The sequence below is a fragment of the Pseudomonas sp. GW821-FHT09C08 genome (assembly GCF_059418125.1).
Genome location: NZ_JBWKPG010000008.1, coordinates 148,312 through 172,203, shown reverse-complemented (window position 1 = coordinate 172,203; position 23,892 = coordinate 148,312). Strand labels below are relative to the sequence as shown.

Annotated in this window: 24 protein-coding genes; 6 read left to right on the top strand and 18 right to left on the bottom strand. The window is 64.0% G+C overall.

Going from position 1 to position 23,892, the window contains the following annotated elements:
* Nucleotides 1–16: 16 nt before the first annotated feature.
* The 8 genes from AC07OJ_RS24985 to AC07OJ_RS24950 all read right to left on the bottom strand — a co-directional run bounded on the left by AC07OJ_RS24985 (nucleotide 17) and on the right by AC07OJ_RS24950 (nucleotide 5,046).
* Entirely contained in the window at nucleotides 17–469 is a 453-nt protein-coding gene (locus AC07OJ_RS24985) for an alpha/beta fold hydrolase (protein WP_495095389.1), read from the bottom strand.
* Entirely contained in the window at nucleotides 462–1,211 is a 750-nt protein-coding gene (locus AC07OJ_RS24980) for an HvfC/BufC family peptide modification chaperone (RefSeq protein ID WP_495095388.1), read from the bottom strand. The genes AC07OJ_RS24985 and AC07OJ_RS24980 overlap by 8 nt, the downstream gene beginning before the upstream one ends.
* Complete coding sequence (gene bufB / locus AC07OJ_RS24975; protein ID WP_495095387.1) at nucleotides 1,208–2,032, bottom strand: MNIO family bufferin maturase; 825 nt, start codon at nucleotides 2,030–2,032, stop codon at nucleotides 1,208–1,210. The genes AC07OJ_RS24980 and bufB overlap by 4 nt, the downstream gene beginning before the upstream one ends.
* 55 nt (nucleotides 2,033–2,087) lie before the next feature.
* On the bottom strand, nucleotides 2,088–2,360 hold the full coding sequence (gene bufA2 / locus AC07OJ_RS24970; RefSeq protein ID WP_016979675.1) for a BufA2 family periplasmic bufferin-type metallophore: 273 nt from the start codon (nucleotides 2,358–2,360) through the stop codon (nucleotides 2,088–2,090).
* Between the two features lie 25 nt (nucleotides 2,361–2,385).
* Nucleotides 2,386–3,147: an alpha/beta fold hydrolase gene (locus AC07OJ_RS24965; RefSeq protein ID WP_065900946.1), complete on the bottom strand. Its 762-nt coding sequence runs from the start codon at nucleotides 3,145–3,147 to the stop codon at nucleotides 2,386–2,388.
* 13 nt (nucleotides 3,148–3,160) lie between these two features.
* Nucleotides 3,161–3,574 (bottom strand): DoxX family protein, encoded by a 414-nt coding sequence (locus AC07OJ_RS24960; protein WP_065900948.1) that lies wholly within the window; start codon nucleotides 3,572–3,574, stop codon nucleotides 3,161–3,163.
* Entirely contained in the window at nucleotides 3,571–3,843 is a 273-nt protein-coding gene (locus AC07OJ_RS24955) for a BufA1 family periplasmic bufferin-type metallophore (protein ID WP_106803409.1), read from the bottom strand. The genes AC07OJ_RS24960 and AC07OJ_RS24955 overlap by 4 nt, the downstream gene beginning before the upstream one ends.
* A gap of 327 nt (nucleotides 3,844–4,170) precedes the next feature.
* On the bottom strand, nucleotides 4,171–5,046 hold the full coding sequence (locus tag AC07OJ_RS24950; RefSeq protein WP_065900950.1) for a Dyp-type peroxidase: 876 nt from the start codon (nucleotides 5,044–5,046) through the stop codon (nucleotides 4,171–4,173).
* Between the two features lie 266 nt (nucleotides 5,047–5,312).
* Between AC07OJ_RS24950 and AC07OJ_RS24945 the strand changes: the two genes are divergently transcribed.
* Both AC07OJ_RS24945 and AC07OJ_RS24940 read left to right on the top strand, forming a co-directional pair.
* Nucleotides 5,313–6,929, top strand: a complete 1,617-nt coding sequence (locus AC07OJ_RS24945) for an NADP-dependent glyceraldehyde-3-phosphate dehydrogenase (protein ID WP_213554288.1) — start codon at nucleotides 5,313–5,315, stop codon at nucleotides 6,927–6,929.
* A 139-nt stretch (nucleotides 6,930–7,068) separates the two neighbouring features.
* The gene (locus AC07OJ_RS24940) at nucleotides 7,069–8,130 is read left to right on the top strand and encodes an FUSC family protein (protein WP_495095386.1); all 1,062 of its coding nucleotides are present in this window, start codon (nucleotides 7,069–7,071) and stop codon (nucleotides 8,128–8,130) included.
* A gap of 267 nt (nucleotides 8,131–8,397) precedes the next feature.
* Here the strand turns inward: AC07OJ_RS24940 and AC07OJ_RS24935 are convergent, their stop codons facing one another.
* Entirely contained in the window at nucleotides 8,398–9,156 is a 759-nt protein-coding gene (locus AC07OJ_RS24935) for a TetR/AcrR family transcriptional regulator (RefSeq protein ID WP_065900958.1), read from the bottom strand.
* Between the two features lie 357 nt (nucleotides 9,157–9,513).
* Here AC07OJ_RS24935 and AC07OJ_RS24930 point away from each other — a divergent pair, with 357 nt between their 5' ends.
* From AC07OJ_RS24930 to AC07OJ_RS24915, 4 genes are read left to right on the top strand one after another with little or no spacing between them, the layout of a single operon-like run.
* Nucleotides 9,514–10,221: an ABC transporter ATP-binding protein gene (locus tag AC07OJ_RS24930; protein WP_120448988.1), complete on the top strand. Its 708-nt coding sequence runs from the start codon at nucleotides 9,514–9,516 to the stop codon at nucleotides 10,219–10,221.
* On the top strand, nucleotides 10,218–11,435 hold the full coding sequence (locus tag AC07OJ_RS24925) for an ABC transporter permease (protein ID WP_065900962.1): 1,218 nt from the start codon (nucleotides 10,218–10,220) through the stop codon (nucleotides 11,433–11,435). The genes AC07OJ_RS24930 and AC07OJ_RS24925 overlap by 4 nt, the downstream gene beginning before the upstream one ends.
* Nucleotides 11,428–12,906, top strand: coding sequence for a TolC family protein (locus tag AC07OJ_RS24920; protein ID WP_495095385.1), 1,479 nt, complete (start codon nucleotides 11,428–11,430; stop codon nucleotides 12,904–12,906). The genes AC07OJ_RS24925 and AC07OJ_RS24920 overlap by 8 nt, the downstream gene beginning before the upstream one ends.
* On the top strand, nucleotides 12,896–14,137 hold the full coding sequence (locus AC07OJ_RS24915) for an efflux RND transporter periplasmic adaptor subunit (RefSeq protein WP_495095384.1): 1,242 nt from the start codon (nucleotides 12,896–12,898) through the stop codon (nucleotides 14,135–14,137). The genes AC07OJ_RS24920 and AC07OJ_RS24915 overlap by 11 nt, the downstream gene beginning before the upstream one ends.
* Nucleotides 14,138–14,907: 770 nt before the next feature.
* On the opposite strand, the gene AC07OJ_RS24910 is transcribed toward AC07OJ_RS24915, so the two are convergent.
* From AC07OJ_RS24910 to AC07OJ_RS24870, 9 genes are all read right to left on the bottom strand, one after another.
* Nucleotides 14,908–16,302 carry an FAD/NAD(P)-binding protein gene (locus AC07OJ_RS24910; RefSeq protein ID WP_495095383.1) on the bottom strand — a complete coding sequence of 465 codons (1,395 nt, stop codon included), beginning with the start codon at nucleotides 16,300–16,302 and terminating at the stop codon, nucleotides 14,908–14,910.
* Nucleotides 16,303–16,314: 12 nt separating this feature from the next.
* On the bottom strand, nucleotides 16,315–17,082 hold the full coding sequence (locus AC07OJ_RS24905; protein WP_495095382.1) for an ABC transporter ATP-binding protein: 768 nt from the start codon (nucleotides 17,080–17,082) through the stop codon (nucleotides 16,315–16,317).
* 3 nt (nucleotides 17,083–17,085) lie between these two features.
* Entirely contained in the window at nucleotides 17,086–18,426 is a 1,341-nt protein-coding gene (locus tag AC07OJ_RS24900) for an ABC transporter substrate-binding protein (protein ID WP_065900974.1), read from the bottom strand.
* 21 nt (nucleotides 18,427–18,447) lie between these two features.
* A complete protein-coding gene (locus AC07OJ_RS24895; RefSeq protein ID WP_120448993.1) occupies nucleotides 18,448–19,497 on the bottom strand; it encodes a branched-chain amino acid ABC transporter permease in 1,050 nt (349 codons plus the stop codon).
* 4 nt (nucleotides 19,498–19,501) lie between these two features.
* Nucleotides 19,502–20,383, bottom strand: a complete 882-nt coding sequence (locus tag AC07OJ_RS24890; RefSeq protein WP_495095381.1) for a branched-chain amino acid ABC transporter permease — start codon at nucleotides 20,381–20,383, stop codon at nucleotides 19,502–19,504.
* A complete protein-coding gene (locus tag AC07OJ_RS24885; protein WP_065900979.1) occupies nucleotides 20,383–21,153 on the bottom strand; it encodes an ABC transporter ATP-binding protein in 771 nt (256 codons plus the stop codon). Before AC07OJ_RS24885 ends, AC07OJ_RS24890 begins: the two co-directional genes overlap by 1 nt.
* The gene (locus tag AC07OJ_RS24880; RefSeq protein WP_495095380.1) at nucleotides 21,150–22,052 is read right to left on the bottom strand and encodes an AMP-binding protein; all 903 of its coding nucleotides are present in this window, start codon (nucleotides 22,050–22,052) and stop codon (nucleotides 21,150–21,152) included. The genes AC07OJ_RS24885 and AC07OJ_RS24880 overlap by 4 nt, the downstream gene beginning before the upstream one ends.
* Before the next feature lie 122 nt (nucleotides 22,053–22,174).
* Nucleotides 22,175–23,554, bottom strand: coding sequence for an LLM class flavin-dependent oxidoreductase (locus tag AC07OJ_RS24875; protein ID WP_495095379.1), 1,380 nt, complete (start codon nucleotides 23,552–23,554; stop codon nucleotides 22,175–22,177).
* The gene (locus tag AC07OJ_RS24870; RefSeq protein WP_065900990.1) at nucleotides 23,554–23,880 is read right to left on the bottom strand and encodes an acyl-CoA dehydrogenase; all 327 of its coding nucleotides are present in this window, start codon (nucleotides 23,878–23,880) and stop codon (nucleotides 23,554–23,556) included. The genes AC07OJ_RS24875 and AC07OJ_RS24870 overlap by 1 nt, the downstream gene beginning before the upstream one ends.
* Nucleotides 23,881–23,892 lie beyond the last annotated feature (12 nt).

The following is a 23,892-nucleotide window of genomic DNA, read 5'->3' as shown; positions in this document are numbered from 1 at the left end:
CTGGCTGTCGAAATTTTCATGTTCGCCAGTGCGCGGTGTTCGCCATCAATGCCACCGCTTCGGCGAAGCCGGCCTGTGCCGAGGTGTTGAGCGTGACCATCCCCACACACCGACTCGGCTTCAGGCTGGCCGTCCGGGCCGCCACCCGCGCGCCCAGTTCCAGGCCGGCCAGCAGCGCCTCGGGGATGTGCAGGGCGTTCATCAGTTCCAGCACGTCCTGGCCCAGCACCGCCTCATCGGCGCTGCGCAGGGAAGGCACGATCACGCGAAAACCCTGGGCCGCCAATGGCGCTGTCATTTCGGCGAACGCGCCGACATCCGCCGCCAACAACAGGATCGCGTGGCCCTCCTCCGGCCCTGCGGCTTCATAACGCAGCTCGAATTCATCGGTGCTGACCTGTTGCAGCGCCAACGTCGGCATCGACACGGTCACGCTGGCCAACAGTAAAAAACCACGCCGATCAACCATCACTCACCTCCACGATCAATTCACTGCCCAGCCATCCGGCCAGGTATTCACCGGCCCGCGCCACGCCGGCTTCTTCGCCCAGCCGCGCTACCAGCCATTCGCACAACCCGGCAAAACTGCCGTCGCCCTGAAGCTGCGCCAGCGCTTGAAACTCCAACGCATCCACCTGGCGCAAACGCGAGGTGAACTGGCGCCGCCACACCAGCACGCCGCCCGCCGCCTCCAGCATCTGCGCCGGCGTTGCGGGCTGCGCCTGCCAGAGCGCCGACCAGATGGCATCGGCATTGGTGGTCAGGGCGTGGCAACGCAGGGACGGCGCGAGGCGCAGTACCGCCGTGTCCCACTCCAGCGTGGCCAGCGCCTCCAGTGCCAAAGGTTGGGCATCGGCGGCGACAAAGGCCTGGTTGAGGGCCGATTCGATCCAGGCCAGCTCATGCACATCCGGGTTGTGGGGGAACACCTCCAGCAACGTCGGGTAAAACCCCTCGGGATAGGCATCCAGGGTCCAGGCGTGCGGCGGATGCCGGTCGATATGGGTAATGCTGGCGGCCAGGAAGGCCTCGTCACCGAGCCAACGGCGCAGGTGTGGAAACGCCTGCTCCAGGCACGCGACCAATTGCGCGCGATAGTTGTTCTGGTACACCGCCAGGCCCGCGCGGTGATTGCCCAGCGCGCTCGCAGCGTCATCCGCCGCACTGACCAGCCAGTGGCGAAAGGTCTGTTGGAATTCGGCCAGGTTCATCGCCGCGCCCCCACCGCACGCGCCATCGACAACTCATGCAGCAGCTCGGCGAGAGGCGGGAGGTGATCGTCGCGCTCGATCATGGTCGCCACCGGCCCGACCCGTGCGATGGCCTCGGCGTACAGGTCCCAGACCCCGCTGCATACCGGGCTGTCATGGCTGTCGATCAATAACTCGGCGCCCCGGCTGTGGCCGGCCAGGTGAATCTGGCGCACGCGCTCGGCCGGGATCCCGTCGAGAAAATCCCGTGCATCAAAGCCATGGTTGCTGGCACTGACATACACATTGTTGACGTCCAGCAGCAGCTCACAACCGGTGCGCTGGGCCATGGCGGTGATAAAAGCCCACTCACTCATGGACGCGCCCTCGAAGGCCAGGTAGCTGGAGGGGTTTTCAAACAACAGGGTGCGGCCCAGCGCTTCCTGGGCCTGGTGGATATTCGCGCACACGCGGTCGAGTGCTTCTTCGGTGTAGGGCACGGGCAACAAGTCGTGGGCGTTAAAGGCGCCGCTGCGCGACCAGCTCAGGTGGTCGGAGACGAACAGCGGGTCAATCTCGTCCACCAGCGCCTTGAGGCGCCGCAGGTAGTCCGGGTCGAGCCCTTCGGCGCTGCCAATCGACATCGATACACCGTGCAGCGCCACCGGGTGCCGCTCGCGGACCTGGCGCAGGATATGCCGTGGCTGGCCGCCCGCGACCATAAAATTTTCGGAGATCACTTCGACGAAATCCACCGGCACCGAGGTTTCCAGGAAGTCGCAGTAGTGCTCCTTGCGCAGCCCCAGGCCGTAGCCTGCAAAGTGCGCGGTCGAATTCGACATGATCGCTTCTCCATCAAAAACGGTGGCGAGGGAGCTGGCTCGCCACCCAGGGGCGTTACTTCGGCTCAGTCAGGGTGCCGCCGGCCTTGAGGCATTCGGAAGGGGTCTTGACGATCACGCCTTCGCCCTTGCAACTGTTGAGGCCCTTGCAGTCGTTCTTGGCGGTGGCGCACAGGCTGGTGCCCTTGCAGGTGTTGACGCCGTAGCAGCGGCCGGGTTTTTCCTGCTGGTCGGCGGCGCTGGCGGCCGTGGCGAATGAAGCAGACGCCATGGCGATCAGGGCGGCGGCGGCGGCAAGGCTCAAGCGGGATTTGAGTGCAGTGTTCATGGTGTTTTCCTTTTGGGGGTGTGGGTTATTTGATGACCGCAGCCGCGTCTTCGATGACCTTCGCCACGGCTTCGGGCTGGGAGATGTACACCGAATGGCTGGCCTTGATTTCCGTGACCTTGGAGCCGGCACGCTGGTACATCCAGCGCTGCAGGTCGGGGCTCAGGGCGCGGTCTTCGGTGGAGACCACCGCGTAGCTCGGCTTCTTGTGCCAGGCCGCGGCCCACACGGTGCCGCCGAACAACGCCGTGGTCGCCGGTACCTGCGAGGCGGCCATGAAATCGGTGCGGTTGGTGGTCAGGTCGGCGGCAAAGTCGGCATTGAACCGGGCGCGATCAAAGAACAGGTGACCGTCGCGGCTCGGCTTGATGTCATCGCTCGGCGCCGGCATCGAGCCGATCAACTGGGCCATGTTTTCGCCGACTTCCGGCTGCAGGGCCGCGACGTACACCAGTGACTTGACCTTGTCGCGGTCGCCGGCAATCGAGATCACCGCGCCACCGGAACTGTGGCCCACCAGCACCACCGGGCCGACCTGCTGCTCCAGCACTTCACGGGCTTCGGCCACATCGGCGGCAAGGTTTTCGTGGCCCTGGTGCACCACGGTGACCTTGTAGCCCTTGTGAATCAGGATGTCGTGGACCACGCGCCAGCCAGAGCCGTCGACGAACGAGCCGGGCACGATCACCACGCTCTTGCCGGTACCGGGTTGAGGTGCGTCGGCCGCCTGGGCCAACAGCGGAACAGTCATGGCCATGGCAATGGCCAGGGAAGAAAGCATGCGCATCAGGATGTCTCCATTAAGGGTTGCAACGTTTAGCCCGGATCACGCGGTCCAACGACCAGGCCCCACCGCCATACGCCAGCAGCGGCAGCAACAGGCCCGCCCAGGTCAGGTGCACCGGCCAGGCGTCGGGGTACACGAAGACCTCGATCACCAGGGTCATGCCCAGCAGCGCGGCGGCGGCAGGACGGGTCAGCAGGCCCAGTACCAGCAGCAGCGGGAACAGGTGCTCGGCGTAGGTCGCCAGGTGGGCGGCCCACTCCGGCGGGATCAACGGCAAGGCGTATTCCGAGCGAAACAGCGTGTAGGTCGAAGGCTTGAGTTCAAGAAAACCTGTGACCTTGGTGCGTCCCGACAGGAAGAACACCGCCGCGATCCCCAGCCGCGCGACCAGCAACAGCAGTGCCGGTGGCAGCAGGCGCTGGATCACGGCTGCTCCGTCAGGCTGCCGTAGCCTTTGGGCGTCTTGATCTGGGTGCAGGTGCCTTTGTCCACCAGTACCCAGGCGTTGCCCTGGTAGTCGGCGGTGGCGGTGCCGGCGCACGAGGTGCCTTTGCCGGCGGCGCAGTCGTTGGCCCCGGCCAGGGACACGCCGAAGCATTTTTCCTGGGGCTTGGGTTCATCGGCGTGGGCCACCGCCGCAAAGGCGCTGAGGGACAGCGCAAGGGTGGCCGCGAGGGCTGCGTAGGAACGCTTCATCGGTGTATCTCCTGGCTTGACTAAGTGTGACCAGGGCGCGAGTGGCGGTACGTGACCGCCGGCGCCGGCTGGTGGACAGAGTTAAAGCCAGGCGTGTATCCGCTCTGTGTCGCGAACACGCCAGAACGTCATGCCGGTGTATCAGCAAGGTCCAGGGATACAGTGGGATACACGGCAGCAGCCATTGCCGTGGTACGCGGCTGAGGCCGGCGTTTGCGCAGAGGGGGAATCTGCTGGGCGGACGGCCTGCAGAGGCAAGGCCCGGCACACTCAAGGTGTGAACGGGCCTGGCGAGTGCACAGGGTCAAACCCGCCGGCAGCGCCTTTTCAGAGCGGCGCGGTAACCGCCATCGCACTCAGGTCCAGGTGCCCGTCCTTGACCGGCGGGCACCAGTAATAGCCGCCGGTCAACGGCGTGCTGATGCGGTACAACCCGTCGACAATGCCATCCTCCAACCCGCTCATGCGGCGCAGTTGCGCTTCAAACGCATCGAAGGAATGGCCGAACGCGAGGAACATCAATCCCGCCTGGCCGTTCTCGGCCCATGGCATCGAGCGGCGCACCACGAACGCTTCCGGGGTGAAGCTCTCCTGGGCAGTGCGCTTGGTGTGGGCGGATTCGGGGGCGTCCTCCAACTCTTCGTTGTCGCCATGGCGACGGCCGATGATGTGGTCGCGCTCCTGGGCGGGCAACGCGGCAAACCCATCAAGATCGTGCTGCCATTGCTGGATCGCGGCAAAGCTGGCACCGCTGTCGGTCAGGGCGGCGTCAACGGCGGCGTCGTCGTGTGGGTTTTCGGTACCGTCCTCGTAGTCGGTGAGGTCAAAACCGGTCTTGAAGCGGAACCCCTCCGTCGATTGCTCCAGGCGAAACGCCGGCGCCAGGGCCTTCTCCAGCGCACGGCTGCGCAACAGCAACTCACCGCGATCCACGCCGTGCAACCACACCCACAACGCCTGCTGGGTCGACGGGTTGTGCGCCCCCGGACCACTGACCGCCGGGAATGCACGCAAGCCGTCAATGCGCGCGCCCAGCGCGTTTACCAGCGGTTCACCCAACCCGACCACTGCCGCCGAATCGGCCAGTTGCACCAGCGCGTCAAGCGCAGCGGGCACGGCTGCCAGGGTATCCACGGCAAAAAACAGGTGGCGCGCCTGCAAAGGCACCGGTGCGGCAAGAATGCCCGGCTGGTACTGACTCATGTGAACTCCTTCTGAAAAGCCGCGCAGTTTACCCCAACGCGCGGGGCCAGCGCGGGCTTGTGCTCGAGGTTTTCCAGGCAGCGCGGATCGAGGCCCAACTGCGCCTTCAACTGTGCCCACCCCTTGGGCGTGACCTGCACGGCACGGGATGCCTTCGCCCGGCGCAGCCAGCCGGCGGGCTGTTGTAACGCGTCTGGCCCTTGCCATACGGACCTTGGATGGGTGACTCTCTAGTCATGTTTTGCAACTATTCCAGGGGTAGTGACATGACCACCAGCAACCTGCTCGCCCAGCTGTTTCCCGCCTCCGCCGCGGACATTCCCGAACAGTTTCGCCTGGCGGCGCCCATTGAACAGCGTGATTACCTGGTAGATGGCCAGTTGCAGGTATGGAACGGCCCATTGGCCCAGGTGCTCAGCCCGGTACAGCTGGGTGACGAGCGGGTGCATATCGGCAGCACGCCGCTGCTCGACGCCGACACCGCCCTCCTCGCCCTCGACGCCGCCGTGCGCGCCTACGACCGGGGCCAGGGTGAATGGCCGACGATGCGCGTGGCCGACCGTATCCAGCACGTCGAAGCGTTTTTGCGGCGCATGCGCGAACAGCGGGATGCGGTGGTCAAGTTGCTGATGTGGGAGATCGGCAAGAACCTCAAGGACTCGCAGAAAGAGTTCGACCGCACCTGCGACTACATCACCGACACCATCAATGCGCTCAAGGAACTCGACCGGCGCAGCAGCCGCTTCGAGCTGGAACAGGACACGCTCGGGCAGATCCGCCGCGTGCCGCTGGGCGTTGCGCTGTGCATGGGGCCTTACAACTACCCGCTGAACGAGACGTTCACCACGCTGATCCCGGCGCTGATCATGGGCAACACCGTGGTGTTCAAGCCGGCCAAGCTCGGCGTGCTGCTGATCCGGCCGCTGCTGGAAGCGTTCCGCGACAGCTTCCCGGCCGGGGTAATCAACGTGATCTACGGCAGCGGCCGTGAAACCGTGAGTGCGCTGATGGCCAGCGGCAAGATCGATATCTTTGCGTTCATCGGCACCAACAAGGCCGCCAGCGACTTGAAGAAGCTGCACCCCAAGCCGCACCGCTTGCGTGCCGCCCTGGGCCTGGATGCGAAAAACCCCGGCATCGTGCTGCCCGAAGTGGACCTCGACAATGCCGTCAGCGAAGCGGTCACTGGCTCGCTGTCGTTCAACGGCCAACGCTGCACCGCGCTGAAGATCCTGTTTGTGCACGAGGACGTGGTCGAGCGTTTTATCGAGAAATTCAACGCCAAGCTGGCCACCCTGAAACCGGGCATGCCGTGGGAAGACGGCGTCGCCCTGACCCCGCTGCCGGAAGCCGGCAAGGTCGACTACCTCAACGCGCTGGTGGCGGATGCGACCCAGCACGGGGCCCAGGTGGTGAATACCAATGGCGGCACCTCGCGCGGCACATTCTTCTACCCGGCCGTGCTGTACCCGGTGAACCCGCAGATGCGCGTGTACCACGAGGAACAGTTCGGCCCGGTAGTGCCGATCGTGCCTTACCGCGACCTGGACAGCGTGATCGAGTACGTCCTCGACTCGGACTTCGGCCAGCAACTGAGCCTCTTCGGCACCAATGCCGTGGAAGTCGGGCGCCTGGTCGACGCGTTCGCCAACCAGGTCGGCCGGATCAATATCAACGCCCAATGCCAGCGCGGGCCGGACACCTTCCCGTTCAACGGGCGCAAGAACTCGGCCGAGGGCACGCTGTCGGTACATGACGCGCTGCGCGTGTTCTCGATCCGCACCCTGGTGGCCACCAAATTCCAGGAAAGCAACAAGGCGCTGGTCAGCGACATCCTGCGCAACCGTGACTCAAGCTTCCTGACCACCGACTACATTTTCTGACAGCAGGCTTCTGTAGGCGCTTGGCCTGCGATGCAAACACCTCGGTGCTGCAGACCCACCGGGCGGATGCTATCGCAGGCAAGCCAGCGCCCACAGTGGCTCGAGTTAACCCTGACTTTTTGAGGCCCCTTCAATACCGATGAACCTGCCCCTGTTTGCCCGGCGCCTGCTGCGCCCCCTGCTCGACCCCTACCGCCGCTATCGGCATGCCAAGCTGATCCACGCCGTGCGCGTGTCCATCGGCCTGCTGGCAACGATCCTGCTCACCACCGGCATCAACCTGCCCCACGGTGAGTGGGCCTCGGTGACCATGTTGATCGTGATCGGCGGCCTGCAGCACCACGGCAATATCGGCAAGAAAGCCGTGGAGCGCGCCTACGGCACCTTGATCGGCGCCAGTGTCGGCTTGTTGCTGGTGGTGCAACAAGCCTACTTCGGCCTGCCGTTGCTCACCTACCTGTTGATGTCAGTGGTGTGCGGGTTCTTTTCCTACCATGCCATCGGCAAGGGCGGGTACATCGCACTGCTGTCGGCGATCACTGTGTTTATCGTCGCGGGGCATGGCGACAACCCGATCTCGGACGGTTTGTGGCGCACCGTCGATATCCTGATCGGTATCGTGCTGGCCCTGGCCTTCTCGTTCGCCCTGCCGCTGTATGCCGTGTACTCATGGCGCTACAACCTGGCCAGCGCCCTGCGCGACTGCGCCGCGATCTATAGCCGCATCATCAATGGCCAGTCGGTGACTGACGATGAACACCTGAAACTGCTCAACCGCCTCAACGCGGCGATGCTGCAGCTGCGCTCGCTGATGCCGTCGGTGTCCAAGGAAGTGCGCATCTCCATGACCGAGCTGGACGCGATCCAGCGCCACCTGCGCATGTGCATCAGCACCCTGGAGATCCTCGGCAACACCCGACCCGACCCACGCGATGAACAGGCGATGGCGCGTATGCAGGTCATGTTGAAAGCCGAGCACCGGCAGATCCGGGTGCAACTGGTGGGAATGGCGCGGGCGTTGAAGTCGGGGGTGACGGAACGCCTGGAACGGCCTAGCCACATCACCGGCAACGAACCTGCGCTGGATGCGCCGGTGTACAGTGCGCTGGATGGGTATCGGTTGTTGACGGTGCAGTTGGCGGCGAACGTGGATGCGATGCGTCAACGCCTGGCCAAGAGCGCCGGGCGCTGGAAAATCTAAAGGATCGGTTTGGACGTGTATGACCACGTCAACACTTTCACATTTTTTCTTACATATTTTTCACGTTTTATTCACATCCCAAGACGTAGGGTAAAGCCTCATCCGTTACAAACGTTGCACATCAAGCCCGCCGCCCCAGCGGGCTTTTTTTTGCGCGTTTTTTGCCAGGATCGACTCCCCGGCGAAAAACCCAGGCGCCGCGTTCAGTTTGAAATTGAACGTTATCGCTTTGAGTTTTTCGCCGGCAAACGGGTGTCTACAGGACTATCAGCGCGTAGCCTTGGCGGCCGGGGCTGCCGCTTGCTCGCGAATGGCACGCTGGGTATCCAGCACCTTGGCCAAGGCGTTTTCGGCTTCCGGGCTTTGCTGGGGCACCCGAATGGCCGCGGACACCAGGGTGATCAGCTTGGCCATGACTTCGGCGTCAGTGGCTGGGCGTCCCAGGCTCATGGAGTTCATCAGCAGGCGCAATTCGGTGCCGGCCATGACCCCGGAAATAGCCTTGAGCGCAAATTGCAGGCGCACGCCCAGCTCATTGCGCGGCAGGTCCGGCAGCGCCAGGGCAAAGGCTTCGAAAAAGCGCTGGAATACCGGCTGGTAATGGACCTTGAGGTATTCCTGGATAAACGGCGACGTGTCGCTGTAGACCCGCCCCAGGAACCGGATGAACGAGCGCCCTTCCCCGCTGGCACTCGCCGGGTCACTGCGCTCCAGGCCCATGGCCGGCGCAAACAGCACCCCGAGCAACGTGTCGCAGTCCAGCGGCCCGTCGGATTCGGCTTCGCAGCGCGCCAGCAGTTCCAGGCGCTGCTCGTTGAGCGGCTCGAGGCGCTGCATCAGCAGGGTTTTCATCAGGGAATCCTTGTCCCCGAAGTGATAATTCACCGCGGCCAGGTTCACCTGGGCACGCTCGGTGATCTGCCGCAGCAGCACGGCGTCGTAGCCGTATTTGATGAAGAGAGCCTCTGTCGCATCCAGCAGTCGAGTCTTGGTTACATTTGGAGCGCTGAGTTTCTTCGCGACCATACAAGTTCCACGTGGGAAATATTGTTTTAAAAAATAATTTGATTTTTTATACCGGGGCCGCTGATCGAAAGCAAGTAGTGACACTGCGCCATATGATTGAAAGCCTTTGCCGGCGGGCTCGTTGAGGGTAGTTGAAGGGTTTTTGCCGAGCCTGCTCGCCTGTCGGGGAAATCATTTCAAAGGGTAAAACCGCTCTATATCCATGGCTGGCGAAGCGCGTAGAACACGGTTAGTATTCAAACAATATTTTAAAAACAAGAAATAAAACCAGTCCGTGACGCGTTCCAGGCAGCTCCCGAACTTGTTACAAGGCTTTACCGGGGGCAGTGCGGCCGCGTCGAGACTGAAGGCGTAGTCATGATGACAGATACCCCCGCGCACCCAGGCTTGATTTCCCTGCAAGGCATCGGCAAAAGCTATCAGCTGGCCGGTCAACACCTGTCCATTCTCAATGATGTGTGCCTGACGATCGCCAGCGGCGACAGTTGCGGCATTCTCGGCGCTTCCGGGTCCGGCAAAAGTACCCTGCTGAATATCCTTGGCCTGCTCGACCTGCCCAATTGCGGGCAGTACCACTTTGCCGGTCACGATATTTTCAGCGCCAGCCCCGATCAGTTGGCGGCGATCCGCAACCAGCAGATCGGTTTTGTGTTCCAGAGCTTCAATCTGCTGCCCCGCCTGAGTGCCCTCGACAATGTCGCTTTGCCCCTGAGCTACCGCGGTGTGTCGCGTCACGAATCGGTGGAGCAGGCCCTGCGCATGCTTGAACAGGTCGGCCTGGCCGAACGCGCCCATCACCGCCCTGCCGACCTCTCCGGCGGCCAGCGCCAACGCGTGGCGATTGCTCGCGCCCTGGTGGGTAACCCCTCGGTGATCCTCGCCGACGAGCCCACCGGCAACCTCGACAGCACCACCGCCCAGGACATCATGGACCTGCTCCTGGAGTTGAACCGCGAGCAGCAGGTGACGCTGATCATCGTCACCCACGACCCTCACATCGCCGAGCGCCTGGAACGCAAGATCCTGGTACGCAATGGCGTGGTGCAAGAGGCCGGTCGCCTATGAGGGGGCAGGCACAGAGCAGCCTGCGGGTCGAACAGAGTCTCGGCCAACTGCTGCATGAAGCCTTGGTGAGCCTGCGCACCCTGGGTAAACGCTCGATCCTGGCCCTGCTCGGCATCGTGATCGGCAGCTCCTCGGTGGTCGCATTGATCAATATCGGCCACAACGCGGCGGTGGATGCCGCGATGATTTTCAAGGACATGGGCACCGACACGCTGGTCGCCCAGTTTGCCACCAAGGGCAGCAATACTGCGCCGATGCGCGCCCGCCTGGATCTGGAGGCAGTGCGCCAGGCGGCACCAGGGATCGAACATATCGGCGCATTGACGCTGTTCAGCGGCCCCCTGCTGTTCCATGGCCGTACCGTCAATGCCAACTTCGTTGGTAGCACCGACGATATCAAGGACGCGATGCGACTGGTGGTGCGCGAGGGACGGTTCCTGACGAGCTTCGACGCCAATGAGACCTACGCCGTGATCGGTGATCAGTTGTTCCAGGCGTTGAGTACTCCGGGCGATCCGCTGAAATTGGGTGATCGCGTGCGCATCAACGACTACTTGTTTCTGCTGGTCGGCATCCTGCAATCCCAGCCCCGCGCAATGCTGATGCCGGTACAGGCCAACGAATCACTGTTTCTCCCCGCCGAGGGCATGCGCCGCATCTACGCCACCCCGCAAATTGGCAATGTGATCATCCGCGCCGCCCCCGAACAGAACATGGACCTTATTGCTAAGCAGGCGGCCGCGGCCTTGCAAACGCAAACGCCCAATCATGAAGTCGCAATCACGGTGCCCCAGCAAATGATCGATGGCATGACCCGCCAAAGCCGTACGTTCGCCTACCTGCTGCTGGCACTGGGGGCGATCTCCCTGGTGGGCGGCGGCGTGGGGGTGATGAACGTGATGCTGATGAACGTCTCGGAACGCCGCCGCGAGATCGGCATTCGCATGGCCCTGGGTGCGCGCCAGCGCGATATCCGCAACCTGTTCCTGCTCGAGGCTGTGACACTCACGGCAGTGGGGGCCTTGTGCGGCGCGGTGTTGGGCATGACCTGCGCCTGGCTGTACGCGTGGATGTCGGGCTGGACATTTGCGCTGGCCACCGCCGCGCTTCCCTTGGGCGTGGGCAGCACGTTGCTGGTGGGCTTGTTCTTCGGTATCTATCCGGCGGTCTCGGCCTCGCGGCTGCAGCCGGTGGAGGCCTTGCGCGATGAGTAAATGGCTGTGGTTGCTCGCCTTGATCAGCCTGCACGGCATGGCCGCCGACATTGTCATCAAGCCGTCCGCACCCAGCACCACCCGCAGCGGCTACGACCGGGGCGTGTCGTTGAAGGCCCAGGCCACCGACATGACCCTCGGTGACGCCGTGTACCTGGGCCTGCGCAACAACCCCGCGATCCGCAGTGCGTATCTGCAACGGGTGGCGCAGAAGTTCGATCTGCGCGTGGCCGAGGATGTGTTCAACCCCAAGCTCACCCTCAACAGTTATTACCGCAGCAACCGTGGCTCGGCCGACAACGCGCGCAATGCCAGCGTCGCCCCGGCCACCAGCCTGCTCGGCGAGTACGGCACCCGCCTGAGCATGGCCTGGACCCAGCAACTGAACAACGCCGACCGCGCCGGCCGCTACCGCAGCGACGGCCTCGACCTCGCGATCATCCAGCCATTGATGCGCGGCGCCGGCTGGGACGCCACCACCGCGCCGCTGCGCCTGTCTCGCCTGTCGGAACAGGCCAACCGCCTGAACCTCAAGGCCACCGTGGCCCAGACCATCAGCCAGATCATCGCCACCTACCGCGAATTGCTGCGTGCCCAGGAGCAACTGAGCATCGTGCAGGACGCCCTCAAGCGCTCCGGCACGCTGCTGGAGGTGAACAAGGCGTTGATCAGCGCCGGACGCATGGCCGAGTTCGAAATCGTGCAGACCGAAGCCGATATCGCCACCCAGCAACTCGGTGTCGAGGAAGCCCAGAACCAGCTCGACACCAGCCGCCTGGCCCTGCTGCGCTTGCTGGCGCTGGACCTGTCCACGCCGATTCGCGCCACCGAAGCCCTGGAGGCCAGCCCCCTGCAGATCGACAAGCGCCAGGCCTTCAACCTCGCGCAGAGCCAGCAACCGGAATACCTCGCCGCCCTGCTCGGCAGCCAGCAGGCCGACCTCAACCTGGTGATTGCCAAGGACTCCGGGCGCTGGCAGGTGGACCTGGTGGCCGGCGCCAATCAGGTCCGCGACGCCTACGACAACGATGCCGGCCACTCCAACAACCGCACTTGGGACAGCTACGCTGGAGTGCAGGTGCAGATCCCCATCGGCGACATCAGCACGCGCCAGGCCGAAGTGCGTGCGCGGGTGAATGTGGAGGATCAGGAGATCCGCATCACCGATGCGCGCCAGGAACTGGAACGCAGCGTCAACGACGTGGTGCGTGACCTCGGCACCCGCTGGCGGCAATACCAGATATCCCAGCGCGCGGTGGAATTGTCGCGGCGCAAGATCGAGATCGAGCGCGAAAAACTCAGCGCCGGACGCTCCACCAACTTCCAGGTGCTGAGCTTCGAGACTGACCTGCGCAACGCCGAGAACGCGCAACTCAATGCGCTGATCGCTTATTTGAACGCCCAGACCCAGCTTGACTTGACCCTGGGCATGACGCTGGAAAGTTGGGAAATCGCCCTCAATGACTACTAAACACAAAGGCCTGTTGGTTGTATTGATCGTGCTGCTGGCCGGCGCGGGGCTGGCCCTGCGCAACCCGACTGAAGGCCCCGCCACCGCCGGCGAGCAATGGTTGGCGGTGAAGCCCGACCCGCTGGTGCACCAGATCGGCCTGGTGGGCAAGATCGAACCCGACACCACCCTGACCCTTACCGCGCCCTTCGATGGCACTGTGCAGGCCAACCTGGTGGAGCAAGGCCAACAGGTCGAAGCCGGGCAGGTGCTGCTGCGCATGGACCCGGCCATCCTCGAAGTGCAATTGCGCGAAGCCCTCTCCGCGCAGCTCAAGGCACGGCGCACCGTGCAAGAGATGCAGGACTGGGACAGCGGCCCCAACGTCAGCCGGGCCCGGCGCAGCCTGCGCACGGCCGAAATGAGCGCCGGCAACACCCAGCGCAAGCTGACCGAAAGCGAAAACCTGTTCCAGCGCGGCATCATTCCGCGCAACGAACTGGACGACCTCAAGCAGCAGACCCAGCAGCAACAGCTTGACCTCGCTTCAGCGCGCAGTGAGCTGCAACAGGCACTGGACCAGGGCAAAGGCGAATACCGGCAGATCGCGGACATGGAGCTGACCAACGCGACGGTGAAATACGATGCCCTGCACACACTGCTCGAAGGCAAGGAGCTCAAGGCACCGTTTTCCGGGATCGTAGTGCCGCCGCCCGGCAACAACGCCACTCAGGGCGGTGGTAACAACAACGCGCCGGTGCAGGCCGGCAGCAGGGTCAACCAGGGGCAGGTGTTGTTTGGCCTGGCCAATATCGAACGGCTGAAAATCGTCGCCAAGGTCTCGGAGCTGGACATCAACCAGCTCCATCAGGGCCAGGCGGTGGAAGTGATGGGCGACGGCTTTGATGGGGAGCGGCTGAGCGGCTCGGTGAGCGTGGTCAGCGGCCTGGCGATTTCCAGCGACGGCCAGGGCAGCGCGCAGTTTCCGGTAACCCTGTCGATCCCCAAGCTGACCCCGCAGCAGTTGCAGCGAGTGCGGCTGGGGATGAGTGCGCGCTTGACCATCGTCACGTACAACAATGAACAGGCGATGGTGATTCCAAGCCAGGCGCTCCAGGCGGACATGACCGTGGAGTACCGAGCGGCAATGGATAAACCGGTGGAGCGCGTCAAGGTCACCACCGGGCAATCGACCCCGCAGGGGGTTGAGGTGTTTGGCCTGAAACCTGGGTATGTGAAGATCCCGGGATAAATGAACATTCAAATGTGGGGGGCTGGCTTGCGGTTATCTGCTGATACAGGGGTGGCTGACCCACCGCTATCGCAGGCAAGCCAGCTCCCACAGTGGAACTGCGCCAGGCACAGGAATCAGGCCTGCCATAAACCAGTGTGGGAACTGAGCCAGACACAGGAATCAGGCAAGCGACAAACCAGTGTGGGAGCTGAACCAGGCACAGGATTCAGTCCCGCCACAAATCAGTGTGGGAGCTGGCTTGCCTGCGAACGCGGTGGATCAGCTGCATCATGGTTGACTGACCCACCGCTATCGCAGGCAAGCCAGCTCCCACAGTGGAACTGTGCCAGGTACAGGAATCAAGCCAGCCACAAACCAGTGTGGGAACTGCACCAGGCACAGGATTCAGTCCCGCCACAAATCAGTGTGGGAGCTGGCTTGCCTGCGAAGGCGGTGGATCCGTTGCATCATGGTTGACTGACACTACGCCTTCGCGAGCAAGCCCGCTCCCACATTGAAGCTGCGCCAGGCACAAGAATCAGGCTAGCCCATCCAAAACCTGTGGGAACTGAGCCAGGCATAGAATTCAGTCCAGCCCCGCCAAAAACTGTGGGAGCTGAACCAGGCACAGAATTCAGTCCCGCCACAAATCAGTGTGGGAGCTGGCTTGCCTGCGAAGGCGGTGGATCAGCTGCATCATGGTTGGCTGACACTGCGCCTTCGCGAGCAAGCCCGCTCCCACAGTGAAACTGCGCCAGGCACAGGAATCAGGCAAGCCAGCTCCGACATCAGAGCTGTGTGAGCTTGGCGGCCAGCGCCTTGGCCTGGATCGCCACGTCGGTCACTGCCGTACTCTCCCACCACATCCCGCGCAACGGCGGGCCCATGGCGAACAGGCGCTGGCTGACATTGCCCTCGGCATCCAGCACCGCCCCCGACGCATCCGCCGCAATCCCCAGCGCCAAGGGTCCGGGCTGGATCAACCCGCGTTCGAGCAACTGCCGCGGCAACGGCCGGGCCACGCGGCGCCAGTCGTATTCGATGCCGCTGGAGTTGATCAGCGCCGCCCCCGACACCTGGCGGATCACCTGCTCGCCACGCGCGCGCAGGCGGATTGTCACGCCCTCGCCGCCAGGCTCCAGCCCTTTGAACGATGCCGCCCGAATGCGCAACCGCCCTTCCTCCCGCAATCGCGCCACCAACTGCGCGCTCAACGGCGGTGAGCGGTGGTGATGGCTCTCCCACCATGGCCGCACATGCCGCACGAACTGGCGCTTCTCGCGCTCACTGGCCTGGCTCCACAACCGCCCGATATGCGCACGCACCGTGTCCAGCGGCGCCTGCCAATCGATGCCCTGCGCCAGCGCGAGACGGCATTGACGACGGACCTCGCGCAGCAATTGCAGAGGGCTGCGCAGGCTGTGGTCGGCAGCGAGAAAATCCTCCCAGCTCGGCGGCTGGCGGCGCGCATGGGGCAACAGTCCGTGGCGGGAAAAAATCTCGATCGGCCCGCGATGCCCGGCCTGCTCCAAAGACACCACGGCATCGACCATGGTCAACCCGGAGCCGATGATCAGCACGGGGGCCTGCGGGTCGATCTGGGTCATCGCCTGCACATCCCACGGGTCGACCGCAGCGGCATTCAAGCCGCTGGACTCGGTCTGCGGCGTACGCGCCGCCGGGAACATGCCGGTAGCCAGCACCGCGCGGGCGCCGCGCAGTTGCTGGCCGTTGTCGAGGGTCAGCAGGGTTGAATCGGCGCTCACTTGCAGGTCGACCACTTCCCCGCGCACATGCTCGACAGTCGACGCAGACAAGGCCTTGGCCTCGGCCAGGCGTTGCTGTGCGTACACGCCAAAAAGCCCGCGCGGCGGGAACAGTTCACTGACGGGCACCGGTTGCTCGGCCGACTCCGGCCATCCGCCGGCGCCGATGTAATCGGTGAGCCACTGGGTCAGGTCGTCGGCATTGTCGGGGTCGACGCTCATGCGCGCCGCATTGCCGTTCAAGGTGTGGCCCAGCTCGACCGCGCTGTAGGCCTCGCCACGCCCGAGTTCGGCGCGCGGCTCGATCACCAGGATCCGGCGCTGGCCCGGCAGGCGCAGCAGTTGCACGGCGAGCATCGTGCCGCTCAGGCCGCCGCCGATGATCAGGACATCGGCGTTGCGGATGGTTTCAGTCATGCAGGTTGGCCCTTACTGTTTACCCAGATAAATGTCATGCAAATCGCCCCGCGCCAGCAGTTCAGCGGCGCTGCCACTCAAGGCCACGCGCCCAGTATCCAGCACATAGCCATGGGACGCATAGGTGAGCGCGACGTTGATGTTCTGCTCGGCGATCAGGAAGCTCACCTGCTGTTCGCGATTGAGCTGCGCGATGATCTCGAAGATTTCCTGCACGATCATAGGCGCCAAACCCATGGACGGCTCGTCGAGCAGTACCAAAGTAGGACGGGTCATCAACGCCCGGCCGATGGCGACCATCTGTTGCTCGCCGCCGGAGGTGAGGCCGGCGCGGGTGTGGCGTTTGATCTTGAGCCGGGGGAACCAGGCGTAGATGCGCTCCAGGTCGCGCTCCAGGTCCTTGCGGCTCGGGCGCCGCACGAAACCACCGCTGCGCAGGTTGTCCTCGACACTGAGCTGGCCGAACACATGGCGGCCCTCCAGCACATGCACCATGCCATCGCGCACGCGCTGGCCGGGCTCGACACCGGCCAGGTCGGCGCCGGCGTACTCGATCGTGCCCCGGCTGACTTCGGCCCGTTCGGCGCGCACCAGCCCGGAGATCGCCTTGAGCGTGGTGCTCTTGCCGGCGCCGTTCGCGCCGAGCAAGGCGACGATACCGCCCTTGGGCACCTCCAGCGACACCCCGGCCACCGCGAGGATCGCACCGTCGTAGATCACTTCAATGTCGTTGACCGTCAGCAGTGACGGGCGCGCGGCGTCGGCGGCGGGCTGGCTCATGGTTTATTCATCCCCGGTGCAGGTACGCGGCGTCAGGCCTTTTTCCTTGGCGAACGCGGCCGACTTCTCATCGATCAGCGGACGCAACAGCGCGCGGTCGGCGGCGATCCACTCGCTGACCAGCGTCCAGTTGGCGCCGTCCCACTGCTGCACCCGCGCCGAACCGCCGCCTTCGTGGTCGCGGCATGACAGCTTGAGGTTCTGCATCAGGCCCAGGTAGCCCATGTCCTTGAGGCGCGCATCATCGATATTCAGGTGTTCCAGGCCCCAGCGGCCTTCTTCGCCATTGAGTGGGCGCTTGCCGAACTTGGCCTGGCCGGTGCGGATCGCTTCCACGGCCACGGCGGCGTTCACCAGGCCGGAGTTGTAGTAGACGCTGCCGAAGTTTTTCAGGTCCTTGAGGTCGCTGTGGCCTTTATCGAGGATGTATTGCTTGAGGCGTTTGTGGATCTCGAAATCCGCGCCGGCCGGGTACGGCGTGAGCGCCAGGTAGCCTTTGGCGGAGGCACCGGCCGGCAGCACGTCTTCGCTGGAGCTGGCCCAGATATCGCCAATGATGTGGTCGACCGGGAAGCCGAAACGCGCGGCGGTCTTCACCGCCACCGGGGTGGACACGCCCCAGGTGCGCAGGAATACCCAGTCCGGGTTGGCCTGGCGCACCTGGCGCCATTGCGCCGACTGCTCGTTGCCGGGATCGGCGACCGGAATCTGGATATTTTCGAAGCCGTATTTCTCTGCGAGCAACTTCAGCGGGCCGAGCGTTTCGCGACCGTAGGCCGAGTCGTGGTAGACCGTGGCGATCTTCTTGCCCTTGAGTTTGTCGAAACCACCTTCGCGCTGGGCGATGTAATTCACCAGGGTCGAGGCTTCGCTGTAGAAGGTCAGCATCACCGGGAAGTTATAGGGGAACACCGTGCCGTCAGTGGCTTCGGTGCGACCGTAACCGAGGGTGATCAGCGGGATCTTGTCGACCTCGGCGCGCTCGCTCAAGGCATAGGCCGCCGGGGCGCCGTTGGGCTGGTACACCGCGACCGGCGCGCCATCCAGGCCATTCTTGAAGCGCTCGTAGCACTCGATGCCCTTCTCCGCCGTCCACTCGGTCTCGCATTCCTGCCACACCAGCTTCACACCGTTGATGCCGCCTTCGACCTCGTTGATATAGCGCAGGTAGTCGATCATCCCGGCCCACACCTGCACGCCGCTGGACGCGTAGGCGCCCACGCGGTAGGTCGCCAAGGGAATGAATTGCTGGTCAGGCGAAGCCATCGCCGGGGGCACAGCGCCGGCCAGGGCAGCCAGCGCGAAGGCGGCGCCGGCCAGGGAACGTTTCAAGGATGCACGCATGGGAATTCTCTTGAGGGAATGTTAGAAACGCAGCGGCCACTGCCGCACACGGTCACGCAGGTTGTGCAACAGGCGAATCAGCCCCTCGGGTTCCTTGATCAGGAACACGATGATCAACACGCCAAAGATGATTTTCTGCAGGTTCTGCAACTGCCCTGCATCCACCGACCCACCGAACAATGCTTGCCCGGCATGACTGAGGAAGATCGGCAGCAAACTGATGAAGGCCGCGCCGACGAAGTTGCCGGCGATGCTGCCCATGCCGCCGATAATGATGATGAACAGGATCTGGAACGAGCGGTTGATATCGAAGCTGCTGGCACTCGCCGTGCCCAGGTAGGCAAAGGCCCACAGCGCGCCGGCGATCCCCAGGTAGAACGAGCTGACCGCAAACGCCAGGCGCTTGTAGCGCACCACCGGGATGCCGACCACGGCGGCGGCGGTGTCCATGTCGCGGATCGCCATCCAGTTGCGTCCCACCTGGCTGCGCACCAGGTTGATCGCGGTCCAGGTCAGCAGCAGCACCGTCACCAGGGTCAGCAGGTAACGGCCCAGCGGCGTATTGAGGTCGTACCCGAACAACGCCAGCTTCGGCGCCGAGATCGTGCCGGACGAGCCGTAGTTGTAGAACCAGGGGAATTTGACGAACAGCCACTCCAGGAAAAACTGCGCGGCCAGGGTGGTGACCATCAGGTAGAAGCCCTTGATCCGCGAACTCGGCAAGCCGAACAGCAGCCCGACCAACGCGCTGATAATCCCGCCGCCGAGCAGCGCCACCGGCAAGCCCAGCTCCGGCAGGCGCAGCAGGAAGCCATAGGTGGCGAAGGCGCCGACTGCCATGAAGCCGGCCGCGCCCACGGAGGTCTGCCCGGTATAGCCGGTAAGCAGGTTCAGGCCCAACCCGGCGAGGGACAGCACCAGGAACGGGATCAGGATTGCGTTGAGCCAATAGTCATTGCCCCACAGCGGCACGCCGATAAAGGCCACTGCCAACAGGCCGAGCAGGCCCCAGGGCACGCGCCGTTGGACCAGCAACAGCGGCGCGGTGAGTTGAGCAACAGGGGTCGACATGGTTTCAGACTCGCTCGATGGCGCGCTCGCCGAACAGGCCGGCGGGACGGATATACAGGAAGGCCAGGGCCAAGACATAAGCGAACCATGGCGTGATGCCGCCGCCGATCAACGGACCGATATACACCTCGGCGAGGTTCTCCGCCGCGCCGACAATCAGCCCGCCGACGATCGCCCCGCCAATCGAGGTAAAGCCGCCGATAATCAACACCGGCAAGGCCTTGAGCACCACCAGCGACAGCGAGAACTGCACGCCCTGGCGCGCGCCCCACAGCAACCCCGCCACCAGCCCGACCACGCCGGCCACGGCCCAGACGATCTGCCAGATACGGTTGAGGTTGATGCCGATCGACAGCGCCGCCGTGGTGTCATCCGCCACCGCGCGCAACGACACGCCGATGCGGGTCTTGTTGAACAGCAGCGCGAGCACCGTGACCAGCACCACGGCCACCGTCGCGGCGATCAGGTCGAACTGGCTGAGCATCAGCGGCCCGACAAACAGCGGCACGTCGTCGATGCCCAGGTCCAGCGCGCGCACCTGCGAGCCCATCAAACCCTGGGCCACGCCTTCGATAATGAATGACAGCCCGAGCGTGGCCATGAACAGGGTGATCTGCGAACGGTTGACCAGCGGGCGCAGCACCAGGCGCTCGATGAGCAACGCGCCGACGATCATCACGATCACCGTCAGCAGCAATGCCAGGGCAAAGGGCACGCCCTGATCGTGCAGGCTGACGAAGGTCAACGCGGCAAACAGCAGCATCGAGCCCTGGGCGAAATTGAACACGCCGCTGGCCTTGTAGATCAGCACGAAGCCTATGGCGACCAGCGAGTACATGGTGCCGGCGAGCAGGCCGCCGAGCAGGGTTTCGAAGAAGAAGGTCATCAGTGTGCGACTCCCAGGTAGGCCGCGATCACCTCGGGGTTGGCTTGCACGTCCGCCGGCGTGCCGTCGCCGACCTTGCGCCCGTAGTCGAGCACTACCACATGATCGGACAGGCCCATGACCACGCCCATGTCGTGCTCGATCAACACCACGGTGGTGCCGAGGTCGCGGTTTACGTCGGCGACGAAACGCGCCATTTCCTGTTTTTCCTCGGCGTTCATCCCGGCCATCGGCTCGTCGAGCAGCAACAGGCTGGGCCCGGCGATCAGCGCGCGCCCCAGCTCCACACGTTTTTGCAGGCCGTAGGACAGGTTGCCCACCAGCACATCGCGGTGGGCCTGCAGCTCCAGAAACTCGAGGATGCCCTGCGCCCGCTGACGGAACGCCTCGGCTTCACGGCGGGCGCGGGGCAAGCCCAGCGCCTGCTCGATCAAGCTGCTGCGCATGTGGCGCGACAGGCCGGTGAGGACGTTGTCGAGCACACTCATTTTCTTGAACAGCGCATTGTTCTGGAAGGTCCGGCCAATGCCTCGGCGCGCTGCGCCCAGCGGATCGATGCGGTGCAAGTGCTGGTCCTCGAAGACGATCTCGCCGGCATCGAAGCGATACACGCCGTTGAGCACATTGAGCAACGAGCTTTTGCCGGCGCCGTTGGGGCCGATCAACGCGCAGATCTCACCGCGCCGCACCTCGAAGGACAACGCATTGATCGCCTTCACGCCTTTGAACGACAGCGAGATATCCCGCACCTGGAGAATGGCCTGGGTCATGCGCTTTCCCGTTTGAATTCGGCAAGCCATGTCGGCTCTATCGTGGAAGTGAGGGGCTGCCAGATGTAGGTGAGGCGCTGGAAGCCGAGCAGTTTGCGCACGCGATTTTTCAGCAGGCGGCGCAGGCCGCTGTGCGGGTGGGCGATGGCCCAGTCGCACAGGCGCCGGCGCCAGGTGCCGTGGGGTGCCAGGCGGCTTTCGATATCCTCGGCCAAAGATTGCAGGCGCGCGGGCGACAACAGCAGGCCGGTGGGAGCGACTTCACTGCGATCGCGCCGCGCCGAGGCCGGGCTTTCCGGGAACGCCAAGCCGTGCCCGCTGTTCAGCCATTGCTCGAGCACCACCGCCAGGCCGCCCTGCCACTGGGTGCCCTCCTCGCTCCACAGCGCGGTTTCGCCGCTGGGTTGCCACCAGCGCTGCACCTGCTGCGCCGGGTCGGTGGGGCCCAGCAGCTGGGCAAAATCGAGTCGATTGGCGGCTGGCCAATGCCGTGCCTGTTGGCGGTCCTGCACATAACAATGGGTGGGGCGAATGCGCCATAACTGCTGGTGCAAGGCTTCGGTGTCGAGGTGATCGGCGAGGGTCAGCACCGTCCCGCCCACGGATTGCGCCGCCAGGGCCAGCAGCAACAGGTTGGGCTCGAATGCACCGCTGAGGGCCAGCCGCGACGACTCGCCGAACCCCTGCTGGCGCAAGCCATCGGCCAGGCGCTCGACATCGCGCAGCGCGTCGATCCAGCGCCAGGCATACCACTGGCCCTGGCGCTTGTGGCGCAGTGCGGTGTGCAGCGGTGTGATCTGCGCCCAATGCTGCAGTTGCTCCAGGGCCTTGGGCAGATTGCCGAGCAGTTCGGCAGGCCATTCCAGGGCCAGCGGACGCTTGAGTTCGTGCACGCTCATAGGGGTGATGCTCCTATTCAAGGGGTGTGCGTGCGGTGGTCCGCTGGCTGAATTATTTGACTCGACACCGCTCACCTGTCGGCGCTGGCTTGCCGGCGCCCACGGGGATCGGCTTGAGTCAGTTAGATTGCGCTGGCTTTAAGGTCGCGATAACCGGCCCCCGGATGGTTCGGCGCCAGCCGTGCACCGTCGCCGAAGAGCTTCTCGCGCAAGGTGCCCTGGGCGTATTCGGTCTTGTACACGCCGCGTTTCTGCAGTTCCGGCACCAGCAGGTCGACGGCGTCGATAAAGGTTTCGTGGGTCAGCGCGTAGGCCAGGTTGAAGCCGTCGACGTCGGTCTCTTCCACCCATTCCTGCAACAGGTCCGCCACGGTTTGCGGGCCGCCGACAAACAGCGGGCCAAAGCCGCCGATGCCAACCCAATCGGCCAATTCATTCGGGGTCCAGACCTTGTTCGGGTCCGCCGTGGAGAAGGCTTCCACCGCCGACTGAATGGCGTTGGTGTGCACGTGCTTGAGTGGCTCATCGGGTTTGAACTGGCTGAAGTCGATGCCGGTCCAGCCGGAAATCAGCGCCATCGCGCCTTCATAGCTGACATAGGATTTGTACTCCTCGAACTTGGCCTTGGCCTTGGCGTCGGTCTCGCCGACGATCACCGTCTGCAGGTTGAAGATGAGGATTTTCTTCGGATCGCGCCCCGCCTCGGCTGCACGCCGGCGGATGTCGGCGACGGTCTTTTTCAGCAGCACTTTGGACGGCGCGGCGACGAACACGCACTCGGCCTGCTCGGCGGCGAACTGCTTGCCGCGACTCGACGCGCCGGCCTGGTACAGCACCGGCGTGCGCTGCGGCGACGGTTCACACAGGTGAATGCCGGGCACCTGGAAGTGCTTGCCGACGTGGCGGATCTCGTGGATTTTGCTTGGGTCGCTGAAGATCCGGCGCTCGCGATCACGCAGCACCGCGCCCTCCTCCCAGCTGCCTTCCCAGAGTTTGTAGCAAACCTCCAGGTATTCCTCGGCGTAGTCGTAGCGCGCATCGTGTTCGGTCTGGGCTTTCTGGCCCAGGTTCTTCGCGCCACTTTCGAGGTAGGAGGTGACGATGTTCCAGCCGACGCGGCCCTTGGTCAGGTGATCGAGGGTCGAAAGCCGGCGCGCGAACGGGTACGGGTGTTCGAACGACAACGATGCCGTCAGGCCAAAACCCAGGTGTTCGGTGACCAGTGCCATCGGTGCGATCAGCGACAGCGGATCGTTGACCGGCACTTGTGCTGCCTGGCGAATCGCCGCGTCGCCGTTGCCGTTGTACACGTCGTAGATGCCCAGCACATCGGCGATGAACAAGCCGTCGAACTTGCCGCGCTCGAGGATTTTAGCGAGGTCGGTCCAGTACTCCAGGTCCTTGTACTGCCACGAACGGTCACGCGGGTGCGCCCACAGGCCAGGGGATTGGTGGCCGACACAGTTCATGTCGAAGGCGTTCAAGCGGATTTCACGGGACATCAAAGCACTCCGTTGAGGTGGTAGTTGCCGACAACCTGGTATTTGTGGCGCAGCGGGTCATCGAGGCTCGGCGGCAATGCGGTGCGTTGGCCGGTCAGTTCGAATTCGGTGGCGCTGGCAAAAAGCAGGGCTTCGGCGGCAGCGATCTGTGCTTCGGTGATGGCCACCGGGCTCGGGTGGGTCTCGGCGCGTTCGAGCAAGGCGGCGGCCACGTCCACGCGGATCTGCAGGTCGCCGAAGCGGCTGATCACGTAGGGATCGTCACTTTTCGCGACGGCGCGGCGGGTGCTGTCCAGCAGTTGGCGCGCTTGATTCAGTGCAGTCATGGTTCAGGCTCC